Annotated in this window: 15 protein-coding genes; 4 read left to right on the forward strand and 11 right to left on the reverse strand. The window is 47.7% G+C overall.

From position 1 onward, the window contains the following. Nucleotides 1–9 precede the first annotated feature (9 nt). The 7 genes from LZU85_RS06490 to LZU85_RS06520 form a co-directional block, all read right to left on the reverse strand. A complete protein-coding gene (locus LZU85_RS06490) occupies nt 10–186 on the reverse strand; it encodes a hypothetical protein (protein ID WP_045595807.1) in 177 nt (58 codons plus the stop codon). Nucleotides 187–282: 96 nt separating this feature from the next. Then, entirely contained in the window at nt 283–1,776 is a 1,494-nt protein-coding gene (gene menE / locus LZU85_RS06495; RefSeq protein ID WP_419795960.1) for an o-succinylbenzoate--CoA ligase, read from the reverse strand. Next, on the reverse strand, nt 1,713–2,702 hold the full coding sequence (menC, locus tag LZU85_RS06500; RefSeq protein WP_237286723.1) for an o-succinylbenzoate synthase: 990 nt from the start codon (nt 2,700–2,702) through the stop codon (nt 1,713–1,715). Before menC ends, menE begins: the two co-directional genes overlap by 64 nt. Nucleotides 2,703–2,841: 139 nt before the next feature. Further along, a complete protein-coding gene (gene menB / locus LZU85_RS06505) occupies nt 2,842–3,708 on the reverse strand; it encodes a 1,4-dihydroxy-2-naphthoyl-CoA synthase (protein ID WP_011149851.1) in 867 nt (288 codons plus the stop codon). Between the two features lie 25 nt (nt 3,709–3,733). Continuing rightward, the gene (gene menH, locus LZU85_RS06510; RefSeq protein ID WP_237286724.1) at nt 3,734–4,525 is read right to left on the reverse strand and encodes a 2-succinyl-6-hydroxy-2,4-cyclohexadiene-1-carboxylate synthase; all 792 of its coding nucleotides are present in this window, start codon (nt 4,523–4,525) and stop codon (nt 3,734–3,736) included. Further along, complete coding sequence (menD, locus tag LZU85_RS06515; protein ID WP_237286725.1) at nt 4,506–6,212, reverse strand: 2-succinyl-5-enolpyruvyl-6-hydroxy-3-cyclohexene-1-carboxylic-acid synthase; 1,707 nt, start codon at nt 6,210–6,212, stop codon at nt 4,506–4,508. The genes menH and menD overlap by 20 nt, the downstream gene beginning before the upstream one ends. After that, the gene (locus LZU85_RS06520; protein ID WP_176297500.1) at nt 6,209–7,531 is read right to left on the reverse strand and encodes an isochorismate synthase; all 1,323 of its coding nucleotides are present in this window, start codon (nt 7,529–7,531) and stop codon (nt 6,209–6,211) included. Before LZU85_RS06520 ends, menD begins: the two co-directional genes overlap by 4 nt. Nucleotides 7,532–7,763: 232 nt before the next feature. Between LZU85_RS06520 and LZU85_RS06525 the strand changes: the two genes are divergently transcribed. The 3 genes from LZU85_RS06525 to LZU85_RS06535 all read left to right on the forward strand — a co-directional run bounded on the left by LZU85_RS06525 (nt 7,764) and on the right by LZU85_RS06535 (nt 10,984). Next, nucleotides 7,764–8,978 (forward strand): pyridoxal phosphate-dependent aminotransferase, encoded by a 1,215-nt coding sequence (locus tag LZU85_RS06525; protein ID WP_237286726.1) that lies wholly within the window; start codon nt 7,764–7,766, stop codon nt 8,976–8,978. Nucleotides 8,979–9,058: 80 nt separating this feature from the next. Then, nucleotides 9,059–9,643, forward strand: coding sequence for a 5'-deoxynucleotidase (gene yfbR, locus LZU85_RS06530; protein WP_237286727.1), 585 nt, complete (start codon nt 9,059–9,061; stop codon nt 9,641–9,643). 18 nt (nt 9,644–9,661) lie between these two features. Beyond that, complete coding sequence (locus LZU85_RS06535) at nt 9,662–10,984, forward strand: anti-phage deoxyguanosine triphosphatase (protein ID WP_237286728.1); 1,323 nt, start codon at nt 9,662–9,664, stop codon at nt 10,982–10,984. Here LZU85_RS06535 and LZU85_RS06540 read toward each other — a convergent pair. Next, nucleotides 10,981–11,598 (reverse strand): tRNA-uridine aminocarboxypropyltransferase, encoded by a 618-nt coding sequence (locus LZU85_RS06540; protein WP_176297496.1) that lies wholly within the window; start codon nt 11,596–11,598, stop codon nt 10,981–10,983. The genes LZU85_RS06535 and LZU85_RS06540 overlap by 4 nt on opposite strands. A gap of 3 nt (nt 11,599–11,601) precedes the next feature. Here LZU85_RS06540 and rrtA point away from each other — a divergent pair, with 3 nt between their 5' ends. Beyond that, entirely contained in the window at nt 11,602–12,168 is a 567-nt protein-coding gene (gene rrtA, locus LZU85_RS06545; RefSeq protein WP_176297495.1) for a rhombosortase, read from the forward strand. 88 nt (nt 12,169–12,256) lie between these two features. On the opposite strand, the gene LZU85_RS06550 is transcribed toward rrtA, so the two are convergent. The 3 genes from LZU85_RS06550 to LZU85_RS06560 all read right to left on the reverse strand — a co-directional run bounded on the left by LZU85_RS06550 (nt 12,257) and on the right by LZU85_RS06560 (nt 15,007). After that, a complete protein-coding gene (locus LZU85_RS06550; RefSeq protein ID WP_176297494.1) occupies nt 12,257–12,559 on the reverse strand; it encodes a ComEA family DNA-binding protein in 303 nt (100 codons plus the stop codon). 133 nt (nt 12,560–12,692) lie between these two features. Then, entirely contained in the window at nt 12,693–14,552 is a 1,860-nt protein-coding gene (gene ppiD / locus LZU85_RS06555; protein WP_176297493.1) for a peptidylprolyl isomerase, read from the reverse strand. Between the two features lie 176 nt (nt 14,553–14,728). Next, the gene (locus tag LZU85_RS06560) at nt 14,729–15,007 is read right to left on the reverse strand and encodes an HU family DNA-binding protein (RefSeq protein WP_474001638.1); all 279 of its coding nucleotides are present in this window, start codon (nt 15,005–15,007) and stop codon (nt 14,729–14,731) included. Nucleotides 15,008–15,009 lie beyond the last annotated feature (2 nt).

Here is a 15,009-nt window from a genome sequence, read left to right on the forward strand (position 1 = left end):
CTGACTCAATTAAGCTGAGTGATGGGAATTAGGCAAGGTGGTGGTTGCTTGGCGTCGATAGTCAAAAACGATGGCGACAACAATCAAAAAGGCCGTCAATTCGGCCAAAGAGCGATAGAGGCCATCACTCAGCAAAGCAATACCGAGCTGCAAAACTGCCGTTGCTATTAAGATCCCTCTTACCATCTTCAACCTTATGCCTTTTCTTTGTCATATGATGCGCAATTATGATTGAGGGTTATAAGGTTGAGAAATTCTCTTTTTGACTAATTCATGTCGAAATCAACTAAGTTGATTTTCCAGCCATGCTTTAACGGCTTGCCGCGAGACTTTAATCCCTTCCTTCAGTAACGCCTCAGGCATTAAGTAATAGGCGACTGGCCACTTAAACTTTTGCAGTTTCTCTTTTAAGAGTTGCTCATACTGCGCTCTGTTTGCTAGCAATGGCGCTTGGATGACAGCAACCGGCCGATAGCCAAATTCCGCATCGGGCATGGGAACCACAATACTCTGTTCCACGCCTTCAATCTCGTTTAGCACCGCTTCAATCTCTTCGCAGTGGATGTTTTCCCCGCCAGAGATAAACTGATTGTCCGCACGGCCGATGATCTTAAGTTCCTCACCTTGCCAGACGCCTAAATCTTTACTGTCAAACCACCCATGCTCATCCACCAGTGTCGTTAAGCTACCCTGAAAGAAATAGCCTTCTGCCAAGGTTTCACCACCGATATAAATGCGCTGACCAATCAGTTGCAGTGCTCGATTTTTCAATAGATGCCCAGCGTTGCTCACGCTGTCGATCTGCTTGGCGGTCACGGTTGAAGCGGCCTCTGTCATGCCATAGCCTAGCCAGGTCTCTATTCCTTTACGCTGCGCCGCTCGGACCAAGGCATGCTCCACATGGCTCCCCCCCAGCAAAACATGGCTCAGTTGCAAAGGCGTGTTGTCATCAAGCAGGCGCTTCAACTGAGTCGCGACGAGAGACGCGTGTGTCACTCCTTGAATGTCTTCAGCCAGAGCGCCATGTCCCACTTTCAAACATGCGCCGGCCAACAACCAGCGATAAACAATGGCCATGCCAGAAACATGATACAGCGGCAGGGAGAGCAACCACGTATCCTGCTGAGTAAAACCGAACTCTTCTAACAATCCTTGTGCTGACGCGAAATGCTGCCGATGAGTATGAGCCACCGCTTTGGGATTGCCCGTGGAACCAGAGGTAAAAATGATGGTAGCAAGTTGATCGGCGCGATAATCGCAAACGTAGTTGCTAGGCACCGAGTTAAGATGATCCGAAGCGAGTGAGATTTCTAGCAGCACATTACGACGATCGTGAGAGCAAGCCGAGCGGGTCTGCCCATCAACGTTAGGATCAAGCCAAATAAAGCGCGTTTGCTGCTCACGGTAAAGCGTATCAAGCTTTGCTGAGAACATTGCAATTGATTGCGGCATGGTGATCGCCACCACAGCCCCCAGTTGATACGCAGCGAGCAAGATAAGCACCATATCAACATGGTTTTTACCCAGCAGAGTGATGACATCTCCACGAGTCACCCCTTGCGCGCCAAGAACCTTGGCTAAGCGTTCAATCTCGTCGTTCAGTTGTTGCCAGTTGAATTGATAACGCGATGAATTGAGCGCCATAGAAAATGGGCTCTGCTGAGCCCAATATTTCCACAATGGTTGTTTACTGACCAATGCCGTTTCACCCATTATGAATGCCACACCAATTGCTGTTCTTCTAACGAGGCGATCGGCAGCAAGCATTTCGGCCATCCCACCATTAACTGCGATTGGAACAAACCGATGGTGTCCAAACCCGGCGTCACATCTGGCAACTGCCATTTGGCAAAACGCGCTAACTGGGTAAGCCCTAAACTTGATTCGATACTTGAGCTGATGACCGCTTTGATGCCCAAAGAGTGCGCTTTTTTGATCAGCGCAATACAACGAGGCAACGAACCGATCAACGTTGGTTTGATGACGATCGCTTTCACGCCCGTGAGATCGTCAAGCGCAAAGTCAGGTCGGTGCAGCGCATGTTGTAAGGTTTCATCCCATGCAATCGCAATCCCGGTGTTGATAGCAAAAGAGAGGCTATCTCCGGGCTTTTGGCAGGGCTCTTCGATAAACACGATCCGCTGACGCAAAGAGGGGGTGATGTACTTGGCAAATTGCTGCGCTTTTTCTGGCGTCCAAGCACGATTGGCATCCAGTCTCAGTGTGAGATCTGGGATGCTTTCCAAGAACAAGTTGACCAGCATGCCATCACGAATTGGTTCGTACAAACCCACTTTGACTTTGGCGACTTTCTCACCTTGCATCGCATTCAATACCGGAATGAGTTCATCGGGATCGCCAGTACAAAGTGGCGCAGGCAAATAGTGCCCATCGCGAGGCAACTTCCCTTCCAACTCATACATCGCGGTGGAAAGACCAAACGCAACGGAAGGCAGTAAGGCGTCGTAATCGATGGGATGATCGGTGTTCATCCACAACTCAAGCTGTGCTTGCGCTTCAATGCCCGCTTCTTCTATGGTCTCTAAGCTAAATCCTGGTAATGGTGCAACTTCGCCATACCCTTTTTGACCGTTCATGTTCAGCTCAATAATGTAGCCAACACGCTCCGTCAGTTTCTCATCTCTTAGCACAACACCGCTGTCCATTGGCAAGGTGTAGCGGTACAGTTTGGCTGATTTCATAGCTGTCCCTTAATACTTCATCGACAAATTGCTTTACTGAAAGTCAGACTCTTTATGAATGAGACCGTCAATCGCAAAGAAAAGTCCCTAAACGATGCAGATTCTGTGCCTCTGCATCGCTCTCACATTGGGAAGAAAATTAAGGGTTGCGTGGAAACTTATTGAAGTCTGGACGACGTTTTTCGTTGAACGCATTGCGCCCTTCTTGCCCTTCATCCGTCATATAGAACATCATTGTGGCGTTGCCCGCCAGCTCTTGAAGTCCCGCTTGACCATCGCAATCGGCGTTCAATGCCGCTTTCAAGCAACGTAGTGCCATCGGGCTGTGCTGAAGTACTTCACGACACCAACGTACGGTTTCCTTTTCTAGATCATCAATTGGCACAACGGTGTTTACTAGCCCCATATCCAACGCTTCTTGAGCGTCATAAAAACGACATAGGAACCAAATCTCACGTGCTTTTTTCTGTCCGACAATACGTGCCATGTACGACGCACCCCAACCGCCATCAAACGAGCCCACTTTTGGTCCAGTTTGACCAAATTGCGCGTTTTCAGCCGCGATGGTTAAGTCACACATCATATGAAGAACGTGGCCACCGCCAACAGCCCAACCAGCGACTGACGCAATAACAGGTTTTGGGCAAGTACGAATATCACGTTGGAAATCAAGAACATTCAGGTGATGAACACCAGAGTCATCTTTATAGCCGCCGTAATCGCCGCGGATCTTTTGGTCACCGCCAGAGCAGAACGCGTCTTCGCCGAGACCGGTCAAAATGATCACGCCCACGTTAGAGTCATAGCGAGCATCCGCCAGTGCTTGGATCATTTCTTTGACGGTTTGCGGGCGAAATGCATTACGCACTTGAGGGCGTGCAATGGTGATTTTTGCAATGCCGTCTTCCGACTTGTGGTACTGAATATCTTCATAGGGCGCACTACAGTCATTCCAATTAACTGGTGCGTAAAGTTCTGCTTCAGTGATGCCTACTGTTTTAGCCATGGTGGTTCCCATTGTTCTAATGTGTTTATCGTTGATAAACCGAATGAATAAACGCACGGACGATGTCAGCAAAAGCGTTAGGCTGCTCTTGATGGACATTGTGGCCCGCATTGTCAACTATCGAGCAGGACAAGCCACTCTGCCTCGCTAGTTCTTGAAATTTTGTGTCTTTTTCGCCGCATACATAGTGCAAAGGCACGCTAGAGCGTTGCAACTGAGGCAAAAGATTCGGTTGCTTCGCCAAAGAAGTGGCTAATAGCATCTCCGCGACTGACGCACCAAGATTAGCACTTCGTTTTGCTATCAAGGTTTGTTTTTGCGCATGGTTTAGTGAAGAAAATACCCCTTGCTGATACCAATCGGCTAATACCTGTTCAATGGGCTCTTCACGAAATCGCTTCGCCCAATGGCTATCACTGATCCAGCGTTGCTGCTTTTCTTGCTCACTGACTAAACCAAAATTGCCGCCTTCAATCAAAGCTCCGCGTAGATTCAGTGCGGCAAAGGCGTGCTCAACAAGCCCCTGCATGGTAATTCGGCCTCCCATTGAATAACCAATGAGAATACATGGGCGTTGGGCCAATTGCTGCTCAATCACCGTCGCTACTTGCTCTGCACTCTCCGCAGCACAACTTGGGGCAATGCCAACACTTTGGCCATGCCCTGCAAGGTCAATCGTTAGGGTTGGATACGCTTTGAGTGAACATCGCGTGGCACGCCAATCTTCCGCGCAGCCCAATAATCCGTGCAGAAATACCAACACGGGCGAACGGTCATCACCATTGCCTTGCTGATAATTAAACGAGAGCACGGACATGATCAGCCAATTGTTTTATGTGCTGTGACGCTTGGTTTGGCGGCGTAATCACTTCCACCAACAGTGTCCCACTACCCGACTCAAAGTGAGTATTGACGATAGAATGCAGTGCAGACCAGCTATCAGGTTGCTGGTAAGCAAGTCCAAACTGTTTGGCGGCATATTCAAACTGGTATCCATGCGGCATCTGATAAAGCGCTTGTTTCTGCTGTTCAGGGACAGGTAACAAATCGAAAATCGCGCCACCATCGTTGTTGGTAACAATAATGACGACCGGTGTTGTTAAATGCGTATAGAGTGCTAGAGAATTAAGATCGTAGAGCGCAGAGGTATCGCCAATCGTCAGTAGCATTGGCTTTTTCCTCGCACGTTGCACGCCACAAGCGGTGGCAAACAAACCATCGATACCTGATGCGCCTCGGTTGGAAAAAACTTCAACTTTATGCAACTGGGCCACCATATCGACCAAGCGAACAAAGAGGCTATTGCCCAAAAACAGGTCTGCCGACCCGAGCATTTTCGCGAGTTGGTGAGCAATCGCTAACTCGGAGAGCGACTGCATCGAAATGTCGTTTGCACAAGCCATCACGCCAGAACTAAATCTCGTTAGCTCATCACCCCATCCTGAAAACAAGGATGCCGGGACCCCATCACTTAGTAGCGTGCAAACCCAAAGATCGGCTCGACAAACATAGTGTCGCTGAGGCAAATGCGCTTGGTTGTTGCGATCTCGTTGTTCAGAGACATACCAATAGTCACACTCAGGCGAAATTTGTTTCTCTAGCCAATGGTTCAAGCGTTTGGAAACAATTCTGCTACCAAATTGCACCACCAAATCGGTTTGCGATAACCATGACGCCGCGCTGGCATTCTGTAGCCAAATATCGAAACCACTCCATGAGGATGTCAGCCCCGATTGAGGGTCACAAAGCACTGGCCATCCCATTAACTGAGCAAATCGATAGGCGTGTAGAGCTTGATCGCGTGGCACACTACCAATAATCACAAGCCCTTTGCGATTTTCCACTTCTTGCGCAGCAATTGTTACCGCGCTTGGCATCGTCACTTGTTGGCAGTAGGTTTCTTCGTTCATTCTCCACGCTGCAACAGTATCCAGATACGATTGGTAAATCGATTTCTCCTGTGAAGAATAGAGTGGCTCAGGGAACGGACAATTAATGTGCACAGCGTGACCGGAACTCGCCTGCTGCTGCATCAATTGATCCACCGAGGTGAGTAGCCAGCTCAAAGGTGTTTGCAACGTTGGGCTTGGGAGGTTTAACGAACCACTCACGTGTGACGAAAAAATACCTTGTTGTGCGATAGCTTGATTGGCCCCGCATCCCACACGTTCTATCGGTCGGTCTGCGGTGAGCAGCACCAGTTTCTCTCCCGTCAAACCCGCCTCGGCAACGGCAGGTAACAAGTTTGCGACAGCAGTGCCAGAAGTCACCACCACCGCGACTGGACGTTCACTGGCTTTCGCTAAACCCAACGCCAGAAAACCGAGCCCTCTTTCGTCAAAATGTGTATGCAGTTTGAGATCAGGATGCGCATTGGCCTCTAAGGTTAATGGGGTGGAACGCGAACCCGGCGCAACACACACATCTCGAACACCGTGACGATAGAGCTCCTCAAGCAGTGTTTCACACCAAATCCGATTTAATACGGCTTGATCGTGACTCATGAAGCCACTCCTAATGGCGGGTTTTCCGAAATGAGGGAGAGTAAAGTCGACATCTTTTTATCTAACTCACTCCACTCGTGTTCTGCAATCGAGCCCGGCACAATACCGGCGCCAGCAAAGAGCTGAAGGGAATCATCAACAATCAAAGCGCTGCGAATAGCGACACAAAACTCCGCTTTTTCATGACTGATGTAACCCACAGAGCCTGCGTACCAGCCGCGCGCAAACGGTTCATTGTCAACAATAAACTGCATGGACTCTTGACGAGGCAATCCTGCAACCGCCGCGGTTGGTTGTAAAGCCGAGAGCAGTTGAACGCCATTGACTCCCGCCTTCAACTGAGCATGAATATTGCGCTTCAGATGCTGAACTTTACGCAGGCGCACTAAACGCGCTTCAGACTCAACCTCTACACTCGCAGCATGAGGTGTAAGGCGATCAACGATATCGTCAACCACATACTGGTTTTCATTCAGATTTTTGACATCCTGTGAAAGCCAACTGGCCAGTTCCATATCTTGCGTAGCGTTGTGGCCACGACCAATGGTGCCCGCCAATGCTTCGGTATACAACTCTTGCCCTTGACGCAAGTAAAGTCTCTCTGGTGTTGAGCCGATGAAACTGTGTTTACTGTCGAGACTCAGCATAAAGTGAAAACTGTGGTGATTTTGCAGATAACTTGCCTTAAGCAACTGCGCCGCGCACAGCGCAGAGTCTAAATGCACCGTTGTTTTACGTGCCAGAACCACTTTTTTAAATGCGTCCGACTCAATACCTTCAAGCACTTTGCTCACCAAGTCACACCACCCCGCTCGTTCAGGGATGTGCTCGATGCATTGAATATGAGCGGTGAGTGGCACTAACAACTTGGCGTCGGATGTTAGCTTCTTTAAAGAGGCAAGAACTCGAGACTTATCACCCGCGACGTTCACCGCAAGCGACCATTTGTCGTCTAAACGAATCAGTTCCACTTGAGGTAAAAAGAAAAAAGAAGGCATACAGCGACGGTTCTTTTCGCTACTTCCATCAAAGGATCGTCCTCCCCAGACACGCTGTCCTGGGGACAAAATGGCGTAAGCTGGCCCAGGGTCAACAAAAGTGTGCAACTGTCCTAATGCAACAACTTCTTCTCGGGTATCGCGTGATTGCCAATAAAATTTGGGAAAAACCGGCTGGGCTTCAAGCCAGTCAATGAACGCAAATGTAGGTTTTGTAGTTAAAAGCTCGACCAGACGAGTCTCGTCATCCTTGGCATTTTTGACACGTTCAATGAGAGTAGTTATGGCTTGATGGAAATGTGACAAAACAACCTCGAACATTTAGAGGATAAAGAATAACTGCGGTTACTCTATTGATAGACCCAGATCAAATCAAGGTTGTGTGCGATCTTTTGCAGAATCCTGTGATAACAGACGTACCTTACCATCAATAGTTTCACCAATAAGATAGCGACACAGATCTAATTTTGACTTTTGTGTAGATTTTTATTCTAAAAAATGTCAATTTAGTATCCTTAAATAAAGAAATTTACAAATTTTCAGGAATTGTACAATGCAAAATATTGGGATGTCGTCAAAACTCGACAATGTCTGCTATGACATCAGGGGGCCGGTACTCAAACATGCTAAGCGCATGGAGGAAGAGGGGCATAAAATCCTTAAGCTAAATATTGGAAACCCCGCCCCATTTGGCTTTGACGCCCCTGATGAAATTTTGGTCGATGTGATTCGCAACCTGCCTACGTCGCAAGGTTACTGTGATTCTAAAGGCATCTATTCAGCGCGTAAGGCCGTTGTTCAGCATTATCAGCGCAAAGGGATTCGCTCTCTCGATGTGGAAGACGTTTACATTGGTAACGGTGTTTCTGAACTGATCGTAATGGCCATGCAAGCATTGCTTAACAACGGTGACGAGATGCTGGTCCCAGCACCAGACTATCCACTATGGACAGCTGCCGTCGCACTTTCTGGTGGTAAGGCAGTACATTATTTATGTGACGAACAAGCAGACTGGTATCCTGACCTTGACGACATGCGCAAGAAGATCACGCCCAAAACTCGTGGTATTGTGCTTATCAACCCAAACAACCCAACGGGTGCCGTCTACAGCCGCGATTTTCTACTGGAAGTAATCGAGATCGCGCGTCAACACAAGCTGATGATTTTCGCCGATGAAATCTACGACAAGGTGTTGTACGACGGAGCGGTTCACACCTCAGTCGCGACCTTAACGGATGATGTGCTGGTGATGACCTTTAATGGCCTCTCAAAAGCCTATCGTGTTTGTGGTTTCCGCGGTGGTTGGATGTTTATGACCGGACCAAAACATTTAGCGCAAGGCTATGTTAACGGTTTGGACATGTTGGCTTCGATGCGCCTGTGCGCTAACGTACCAATGCAACACGCGATTCAAACTGCCTTGGGGGGCTATCAGAGCATCAATGAATTGATCTTACCTGGCGGTCGTTTATTGGAGCAACGTGATCGCGCTTGGGAGCTGATCAACCAAGTCCCTGGCGTTTCATGTGTGAAACCGAAAGGCGCAATGTATCTTTTCCCTAAGATCGACGCGAAAAAATACAACATTAAAGATGACCAAAAGATGGTTTACGATTTTCTGGTTCAAGAAAAAGTGCTCCTTGTACAAGGCACTGGCTTTAACTGGCCAAAACCAGATCACTTCCGCATTGTCACTCTACCACACATCGAAGATCTCGAAACCGCGATTGGGCGCTTTGAACGTTTCTTACATGGCTATAGCCAGTAGTAATTATTGTTAAACTTTCATATGCTTAAAGGTGTTCCATTGGAACACCTTTTTTCTAACTGCGTTTTGAGGTGACTATCGTGCAAGAAAGCCATTTTTTCGCTCATTTGGCTCGTATGAAGCTAATTCAACGCTGGCCATTAATGCGCTCTGTCTCCAGTGAGAACGTCTCTGAGCACAGTTTGCAGGTCGCCTTTGTTGCCCATGCTTTAGCGCTGATCAAAAACAAGAAGTTTGGTGGTCACATTAATGCAGAGCGGGTGGCCGTGTTGGCCATGTATCACGATAGTAGTGAGGTTTTGACGGGGGATTTGCCCACACCAGTAAAATATTACAACCCTGAAATCGCAAAGGAGTATAAGAAAATCGAAGCTGCCGCCGAGCAAAAACTGCTCTCCATGCTACCTGAAGAGTTTCAGGAAGACTTTCGTCCATTTGTCATCTCACAACAAACTTCGGAAGAAGAAGCTCAAATCGTCAAACAAGCTGATTCCATTTGTGCCTATCTTAAATGTCTCGAAGAGCTCAGTGCAGGCAACCACGAGTTTGCACTGGCAAAAAAACGCCTCGACATCACTTTGGCTGAGCGAAAAACACCAGAAATGGAGTATTTTCTCCATACCTTTGCCCCCAGTTTTGAGCTCTCGTTGGACGAAATCAGTTAACGACTTTGGAGAAGTATTGTGTCATTAACCATTAGCCCTCAGTGGCTTGAACGCCATGATGACGAACATAAGATTCGTCGAGATGATCACCGAAGCCCATTTCAACGAGATCGCGCCAGAATTCTTCATTCCGCGGCTTTTCGCCGTCTGCAAGCTAAAACGCAAGTGCATGGCAATAGCTTAGAGGACTTCCATCGCACACGTTTGACGCACTCTCTAGAAGCTGCGCAGCTCGGCACAGGTATCGTCGCTCAAATAAAGAAAAAACAGCCTATTTTTCGCGATCTATTGCCGAGTGATAGCCTCATTGATGCACTATGCCTAGCACATGATATCGGCCATCCACCTTATGGCCATGGCGGTGAAATTGCGCTCAATTATATGATGCGCAACCATGGCGGCTTTGAAGGCAACGCTCAAACGTTTCGTATCGTGACGCAATTAGAGCCTTACACTGAACATTTCGGGATGAACTTATCGAGAAGAACGCTGCTGGGTTTAATCAAATACCCCGCCCTGATCAGCCAAACTCGAGCACCTCAGCAACCTGCAGCAGCGGTCCATCAACGTCAAATCAAAGCCAAGCAGTGGAGCCCCGCAAAAGGCATATACGATTGTGATAAGGCGCTGTTTGATTGGGTGCTCGAACCACTCGATGAAGAGGACAAAATCAAGCTTAGCGCCATGCGTGAGCAAGAAACGCGTGCGCCACTTGAACATCGTAAAACGCGTTTCAAGTCGCTTGACTGCTCTATTATGGAGTTAGCCGACGATATCGCTTACGGGGTGCATGATCTCGAAGACGCGATTGTTCTTGGACTCGTGACGCGACACCAGTGGCAGGAGGGTGCGGCAAGCCAACTGGCTGACTGTGGTGACGCTTGGTTCGAAAAACACATCACCTCTATCGGTGATATGCTTTTCAGTGGCCAACATCATCAACGAAAAGACGCCATTGGCGGCATGGTTAACGCACTACTCACCAGCATCGACGTTAAGCCCGTCGACGGTGAATTTGAAAGTCCACTGTTGGCCTTTAATGCCTATCTCGATATCGGCATGGAGAAAGCACTGTCGATTTTGAAGCACTTTGTCAGCCAGTATGTAATTCAAATTCCTCAGGTTCAAATTGTCGAGTATAAGGGACAACAGATCATTATGGATTTGTTTGAAGCGCTCAGTGCAGATCCACAACGACTATTGCCCATAACCACGCGTGCAACATGGGAAGCGGTCAGCGATGAAACATCCAAAATGCGTGTCATCGCCGATTACATTTCTTCAATGACCGATGGCCATGCACAGCGTTTACATCAACAACTTTTCTCGTCACACCACTAGGATTTGTCGAGATAATTCTGTTCAAACACACCTGGCGGCATTTGTGCAATTTGAAATTCAATCATTTTGTCGAATGCCGTAATTAAAGCGCTGAAGTCACCCTGAGGCTGCAGATAGCGCAGAATATGAAAGCCGGCTTCGACTGTGGATAGGGCATTCTCACTCGGAGACTTACGAATCCGATAATTGCCACTCAACCCCTGGGGCAACTTCACGCAGGGCAAACCTTGTAAGTTCTCAGAAACTTGCCACATTTTGTACGCTTTCTTCCATGTTCCATCAAGTAAAATGATCCGTGGAACTTTGCCGTTCGCCGTTAGTGAACGCGCCACTTCTTCAACCTCTACTGCCTGCTCACTAGGAAACAACAACCAGTGTTGATAACGATCATCCGCAAGCAGTTGGTTAAGTAGTGAATGCGTGGAAAAATCTTCACCGATTAACAGCTGGCAGCTCTCCAGCGACAAATCGAGAATTCTCGCGGTACCAAGCGGTCTCAGCTCTTCACTCGGATGCTGTAGAATGATAAGTTCCACATCTGAGGCAAGAGATTCTATCCACTGACAAATACACGCTTTTTTCGCTTTACCACATTGAGAACAATATCGAGACATAATGTGAACCTTACGCTAGTCCTGACAATAACCAGTGTCATTTGCTTGCTGCTCCAACAGCCACTTCTGTCTGAGTGGACGGAGTGGCATCGACAAGCCATAAATGAGGGAGAATGGTGGCGGATCCTATCAGGAAACTTTACGCACACCAACTACCCTCACCTATTAATGAACCTCGCTGGGCTTTGGGTCATTACCCACTTATTCAAACCCGCTTGGAACATAGTATTGTTGCTGCTAATCGCCGTCAGCATCCTTGTTGGTCTCGCAAATCTCTCAACTGACATGCAGATTTATCTTGGCCTTTCTGGAACATTACACGGTTTATTCGCTTACTTCGCACTAACGGAAGCAGTGAATGGCCGAAGGAGCAGTTGGCTCCTAGTTGTGGGCGTGATAGGAAAAGTCGCTTGGGAACATTGGATGGGTGCATCAAGCAGTACCAGCGAGTTGATCGGTGCGAGAGTCGCCATCGAAGCACACCTTAGTGGCATGATCGCAGGACTGCTACTGGCAATATTCAGCCCGCTCTACCAGCTCGTCGCGCTAAAGTGGAAAGCCATAAAATGAACAAAGCTGACAGAGTCAGCTTTGTTCATTGATACCGAGCTCACGTATATTACGCTACAACGGCTCGTCTTGGGGTAAATGAGCGTCTCTACAACTTAATTCGCGAGTGATTCTTCTCAATCGTCGACTTGCCAATTCCTTTGACCAACGCCAGCTCATCAATCGCTTTGAACGGTCCATTTGCCTCGCGATACTCGACGATCTGCTGCGCTTTTTTGACACCAATACCTTTTAGCATAGTGGCTATCTCTTCTGCACTTGCAGTATTGATGTTCACCGTGATTTCGATACCTTCATATTGTTCAGCCGATTTCGATGTTCCCTCAGCCAGTGCTACCGATGGGCAGGCAAAAGCCAAAACCAGGACGAAAAGAGTTATTACACGTTTCATAGTCGTTTCCTTGTGATGTGTTCAAGGATTTATACCTAAGACAACCAAGGCTAAAAAGCGAGCACTTACAAAAATAAAACAGGCCGCTGATGCGGCCTGTTTAACGTGACATATCAATTTCATATTGAATTGATTAGTTACTCACAACAAAGTACTCAATATCGGTATTAGCACGAAGAACTGACACCACCGCACTTAGGTCACGTTGGGCAGAAACACGTTGCAGCTGTACTGAGATCTGTGAAGCGAGTGTCGGTTCTAGGCTCTCTTCAACGTTCTCTAGCGCGACAACTACGATATTGCCCACCATGTCTTTGCTTTGAGCGTAAACCGCTGCACCCTGCTCAGGTTTCGCCATCGCAAAGACGGTTTGAGCAAGCGGTGAACGACGGTCAATCTTCTCAAGATCGCCAAATGATAAGCCTTTTTCTACCAAGATTGCATTGTTGCCGTTTTGCAGAGCTTTAACCACTTCAGTCGCCGTTTCAAGCGCCTGTTGCTCACCTTTTACGCGAGATAACTCGGCAGCCACTTGAGCCTGAACCTCGACCAAAGGAAGCACGGTTTCATCACGAGCGTCATCTACGCGAACGACGATGATGTGCTCTGGTGCAACTTCAATCGCTTCCGAGTTCAATCCATCAAGCTTCACTTCTGGGCTCACAATCGCTTGTGCTACCGCTGGTGTACGCAATAATTCAGGTGCATCGACTTGAGAAATAAAGTCTGTATGCTTCACTTCTTGACCAATGACTTTTGAAGCTTGATCAAGTGAGTCAGGATACTCAAACGCCACTTTCTCTAGCTCACTTTGTAAGTCATAGAACATGTCGATCGCTTTTTGATCCACCATTTCTTGCTTAATTTGAGCCGACACTGCATCGAACGGTTTCACAACAGGTTCTTTTAGCTCTTCGAGTTTGATGATGTGGTAGCCGAAGTCAGACTTCACCAAGCCTGTTACATCACCAACATTTTTTAGCGCAAACGCCGCTTCTTCAAACGCAGGATCCATCACATCACGTTCAACCCAACCCAGTTCACCACCGTTATCAGCACTGCCAAAATCGTCTGATTTCTCTTGAGCTAGTGCCGCGAAATCCGCACCGGCGTTCAACTCGTCTAAAATCGCTTGCGCTTTAACTTGGTCATCACCCTCAATGAGGATATGAGCCACTCGACGCTGCTCTTCTGAAGAGTATTTATCCAGATGCTCTTGGTAGTACTGTTTCACTTCTTCATCAGAGACCGCAACTTGTTTTTTCAGAGATTCTGCAGCCAGTTCAATGTAAGAGACTTTCACCTGCTCTGGGCGAGTAAAACGAGCCTTGTTCGCATCGTAATACTGCTGAATGTCTTCTTCGTTGAGCTCAGCTTTGTCCGCGAACTCATCGATATTCAGGACGATTGAACGTACATCGCGGGTTTGCGTAAATAGTTTGCCTTCTGAATCTACTTCGCCAGGTAGTATGAACTCGCTGGTCTGCAATGCATCTAAGAGTTGAGAGCGAATTAGCTGACGGCGCATATATTCCGCAAACGAATCTGGAGAATATCCTGCTCGACGCAATGTTGCTTGGTAGATATCTTGATTGAACTTGCCATCTTGCTGGAACTCTGGCATCGCAAGAATCAAGGTTCTTACTTGCGCGTCACTAATACGCAAACCTAATGACTCTGCATGCTGATCCAACAAAACATCGTTGATCATTTGGTCAAGAACAGATTTACGGAAAGACTCTACGTAAGCAGGGTCAGCAAGGAGTTGAGAAAAGTAATCTCCTAGTTGCGACTGCATACGATTACGCTCGTTTTGGTAAGCCATTTCAAACTCACCACGACCAATTTCCATATTGCCAACTTTGGCAGCTGTGTTGCTACTACCACCCACGATATAGCTACCAACACCAGCAAAAACAAACGATAGGATGATCAATCCTAGGATAATTTTAACCGCGATGCTATTCACGCCTTCGCGCAATCGATCCATCATAACTAAACTGCTCTCCACTCATGAAGCCAATGCTTCTCTTGAAATGTAATCACGCGATAATACCAGAAAAAAGAAATGCGCATCAGTAGGATGCGCATAATTTAAAAAAGTTCGGCTTTCACATCGCAAAATCGTGTTCAAACGGGTTTGATTGAACAAAATTCACGCTATTGCGATTAGTTACAAGCGTCTTTAAGAGCTTTACCTGCTTTGAAAGATGGTACTTTCGCTTCTGCGATTTGGATCTCTTCACCAGTCTTAGGGTTACGGCCTGTACGAGCTGCGCGAGTGCGCACGCTGAAAGTACCGAAACCAACTAGAGCAACTTGGTCACCAGACTGAAGAGTATCGCTCACGGCTTCAATCAATGCATCAAGTGCACGACCAGCTGACGCCTTAGAAATGTCCGCTTTTGCAGCGATTGATTCTACTAGTTGAGTTTTGTTCACTGTCATTC

This window comes from Vibrio floridensis (assembly GCF_021852965.1).
In the GTDB taxonomy this organism is placed as follows: Bacteria; Pseudomonadota; Gammaproteobacteria; order Enterobacterales; family Vibrionaceae; genus Vibrio; species Vibrio floridensis.

Bases quoted from the DNA above. Each gene is read 5' to 3' on its own strand.
- LZU85_RS06490 (WP_045595807.1), bottom strand. From the start codon at position 186: ATGGTAAGAGGGATCTTAATAGCAACGGCAGTTTTGCAGCTCGGTATT.
- menE (WP_419795960.1), bottom strand. From the start codon at position 1,776: ATGGCCGAAATGCTTGCTGCCGATCGCCTCGTTAGAAGAACAGCAATT.
- menC (WP_237286723.1), bottom strand. From the start codon at position 2,702: ATGAAATCAGCCAAACTGTACCGCTACACCTTGCCAATGGACAGCGGT.
- menB (WP_011149851.1), bottom strand. From the start codon at position 3,708: ATGGCTAAAACAGTAGGCATCACTGAAGCAGAACTTTACGCACCAGTT.
- menH (WP_237286724.1), bottom strand. From the start codon at position 4,525: ATGTCCGTGCTCTCGTTTAATTATCAGCAAGGCAATGGTGATGACCGT.
- menD (WP_237286725.1), bottom strand. From the start codon at position 6,212: ATGAGTCACGATCAAGCCGTATTAAATCGGATTTGGTGTGAAACACTG.
- LZU85_RS06520 (WP_176297500.1), bottom strand. From the start codon at position 7,531: ATGTTCGAGGTTGTTTTGTCACATTTCCATCAAGCCATAACTACTCTC.
- LZU85_RS06525 (WP_237286726.1), top strand. From the start codon at position 7,764: ATGCAAAATATTGGGATGTCGTCAAAACTCGACAATGTCTGCTATGAC.
- LZU85_RS06540 (WP_176297496.1), bottom strand. From the start codon at position 11,598: ATGTCTCGATATTGTTCTCAATGTGGTAAAGCGAAAAAAGCGTGTATT.
- LZU85_RS06550 (WP_176297494.1), bottom strand. From the start codon at position 12,559: ATGAAACGTGTAATAACTCTTTTCGTCCTGGTTTTGGCTTTTGCCTGC.
- ppiD (WP_176297493.1), bottom strand. From the start codon at position 14,552: ATGATGGATCGATTGCGCGAAGGCGTGAATAGCATCGCGGTTAAAATT.
- LZU85_RS06560 (WP_474001638.1), bottom strand. From the start codon at position 15,007: ATGACAGTGAACAAAACTCAACTAGTAGAATCAATCGCTGCAAAAGCG.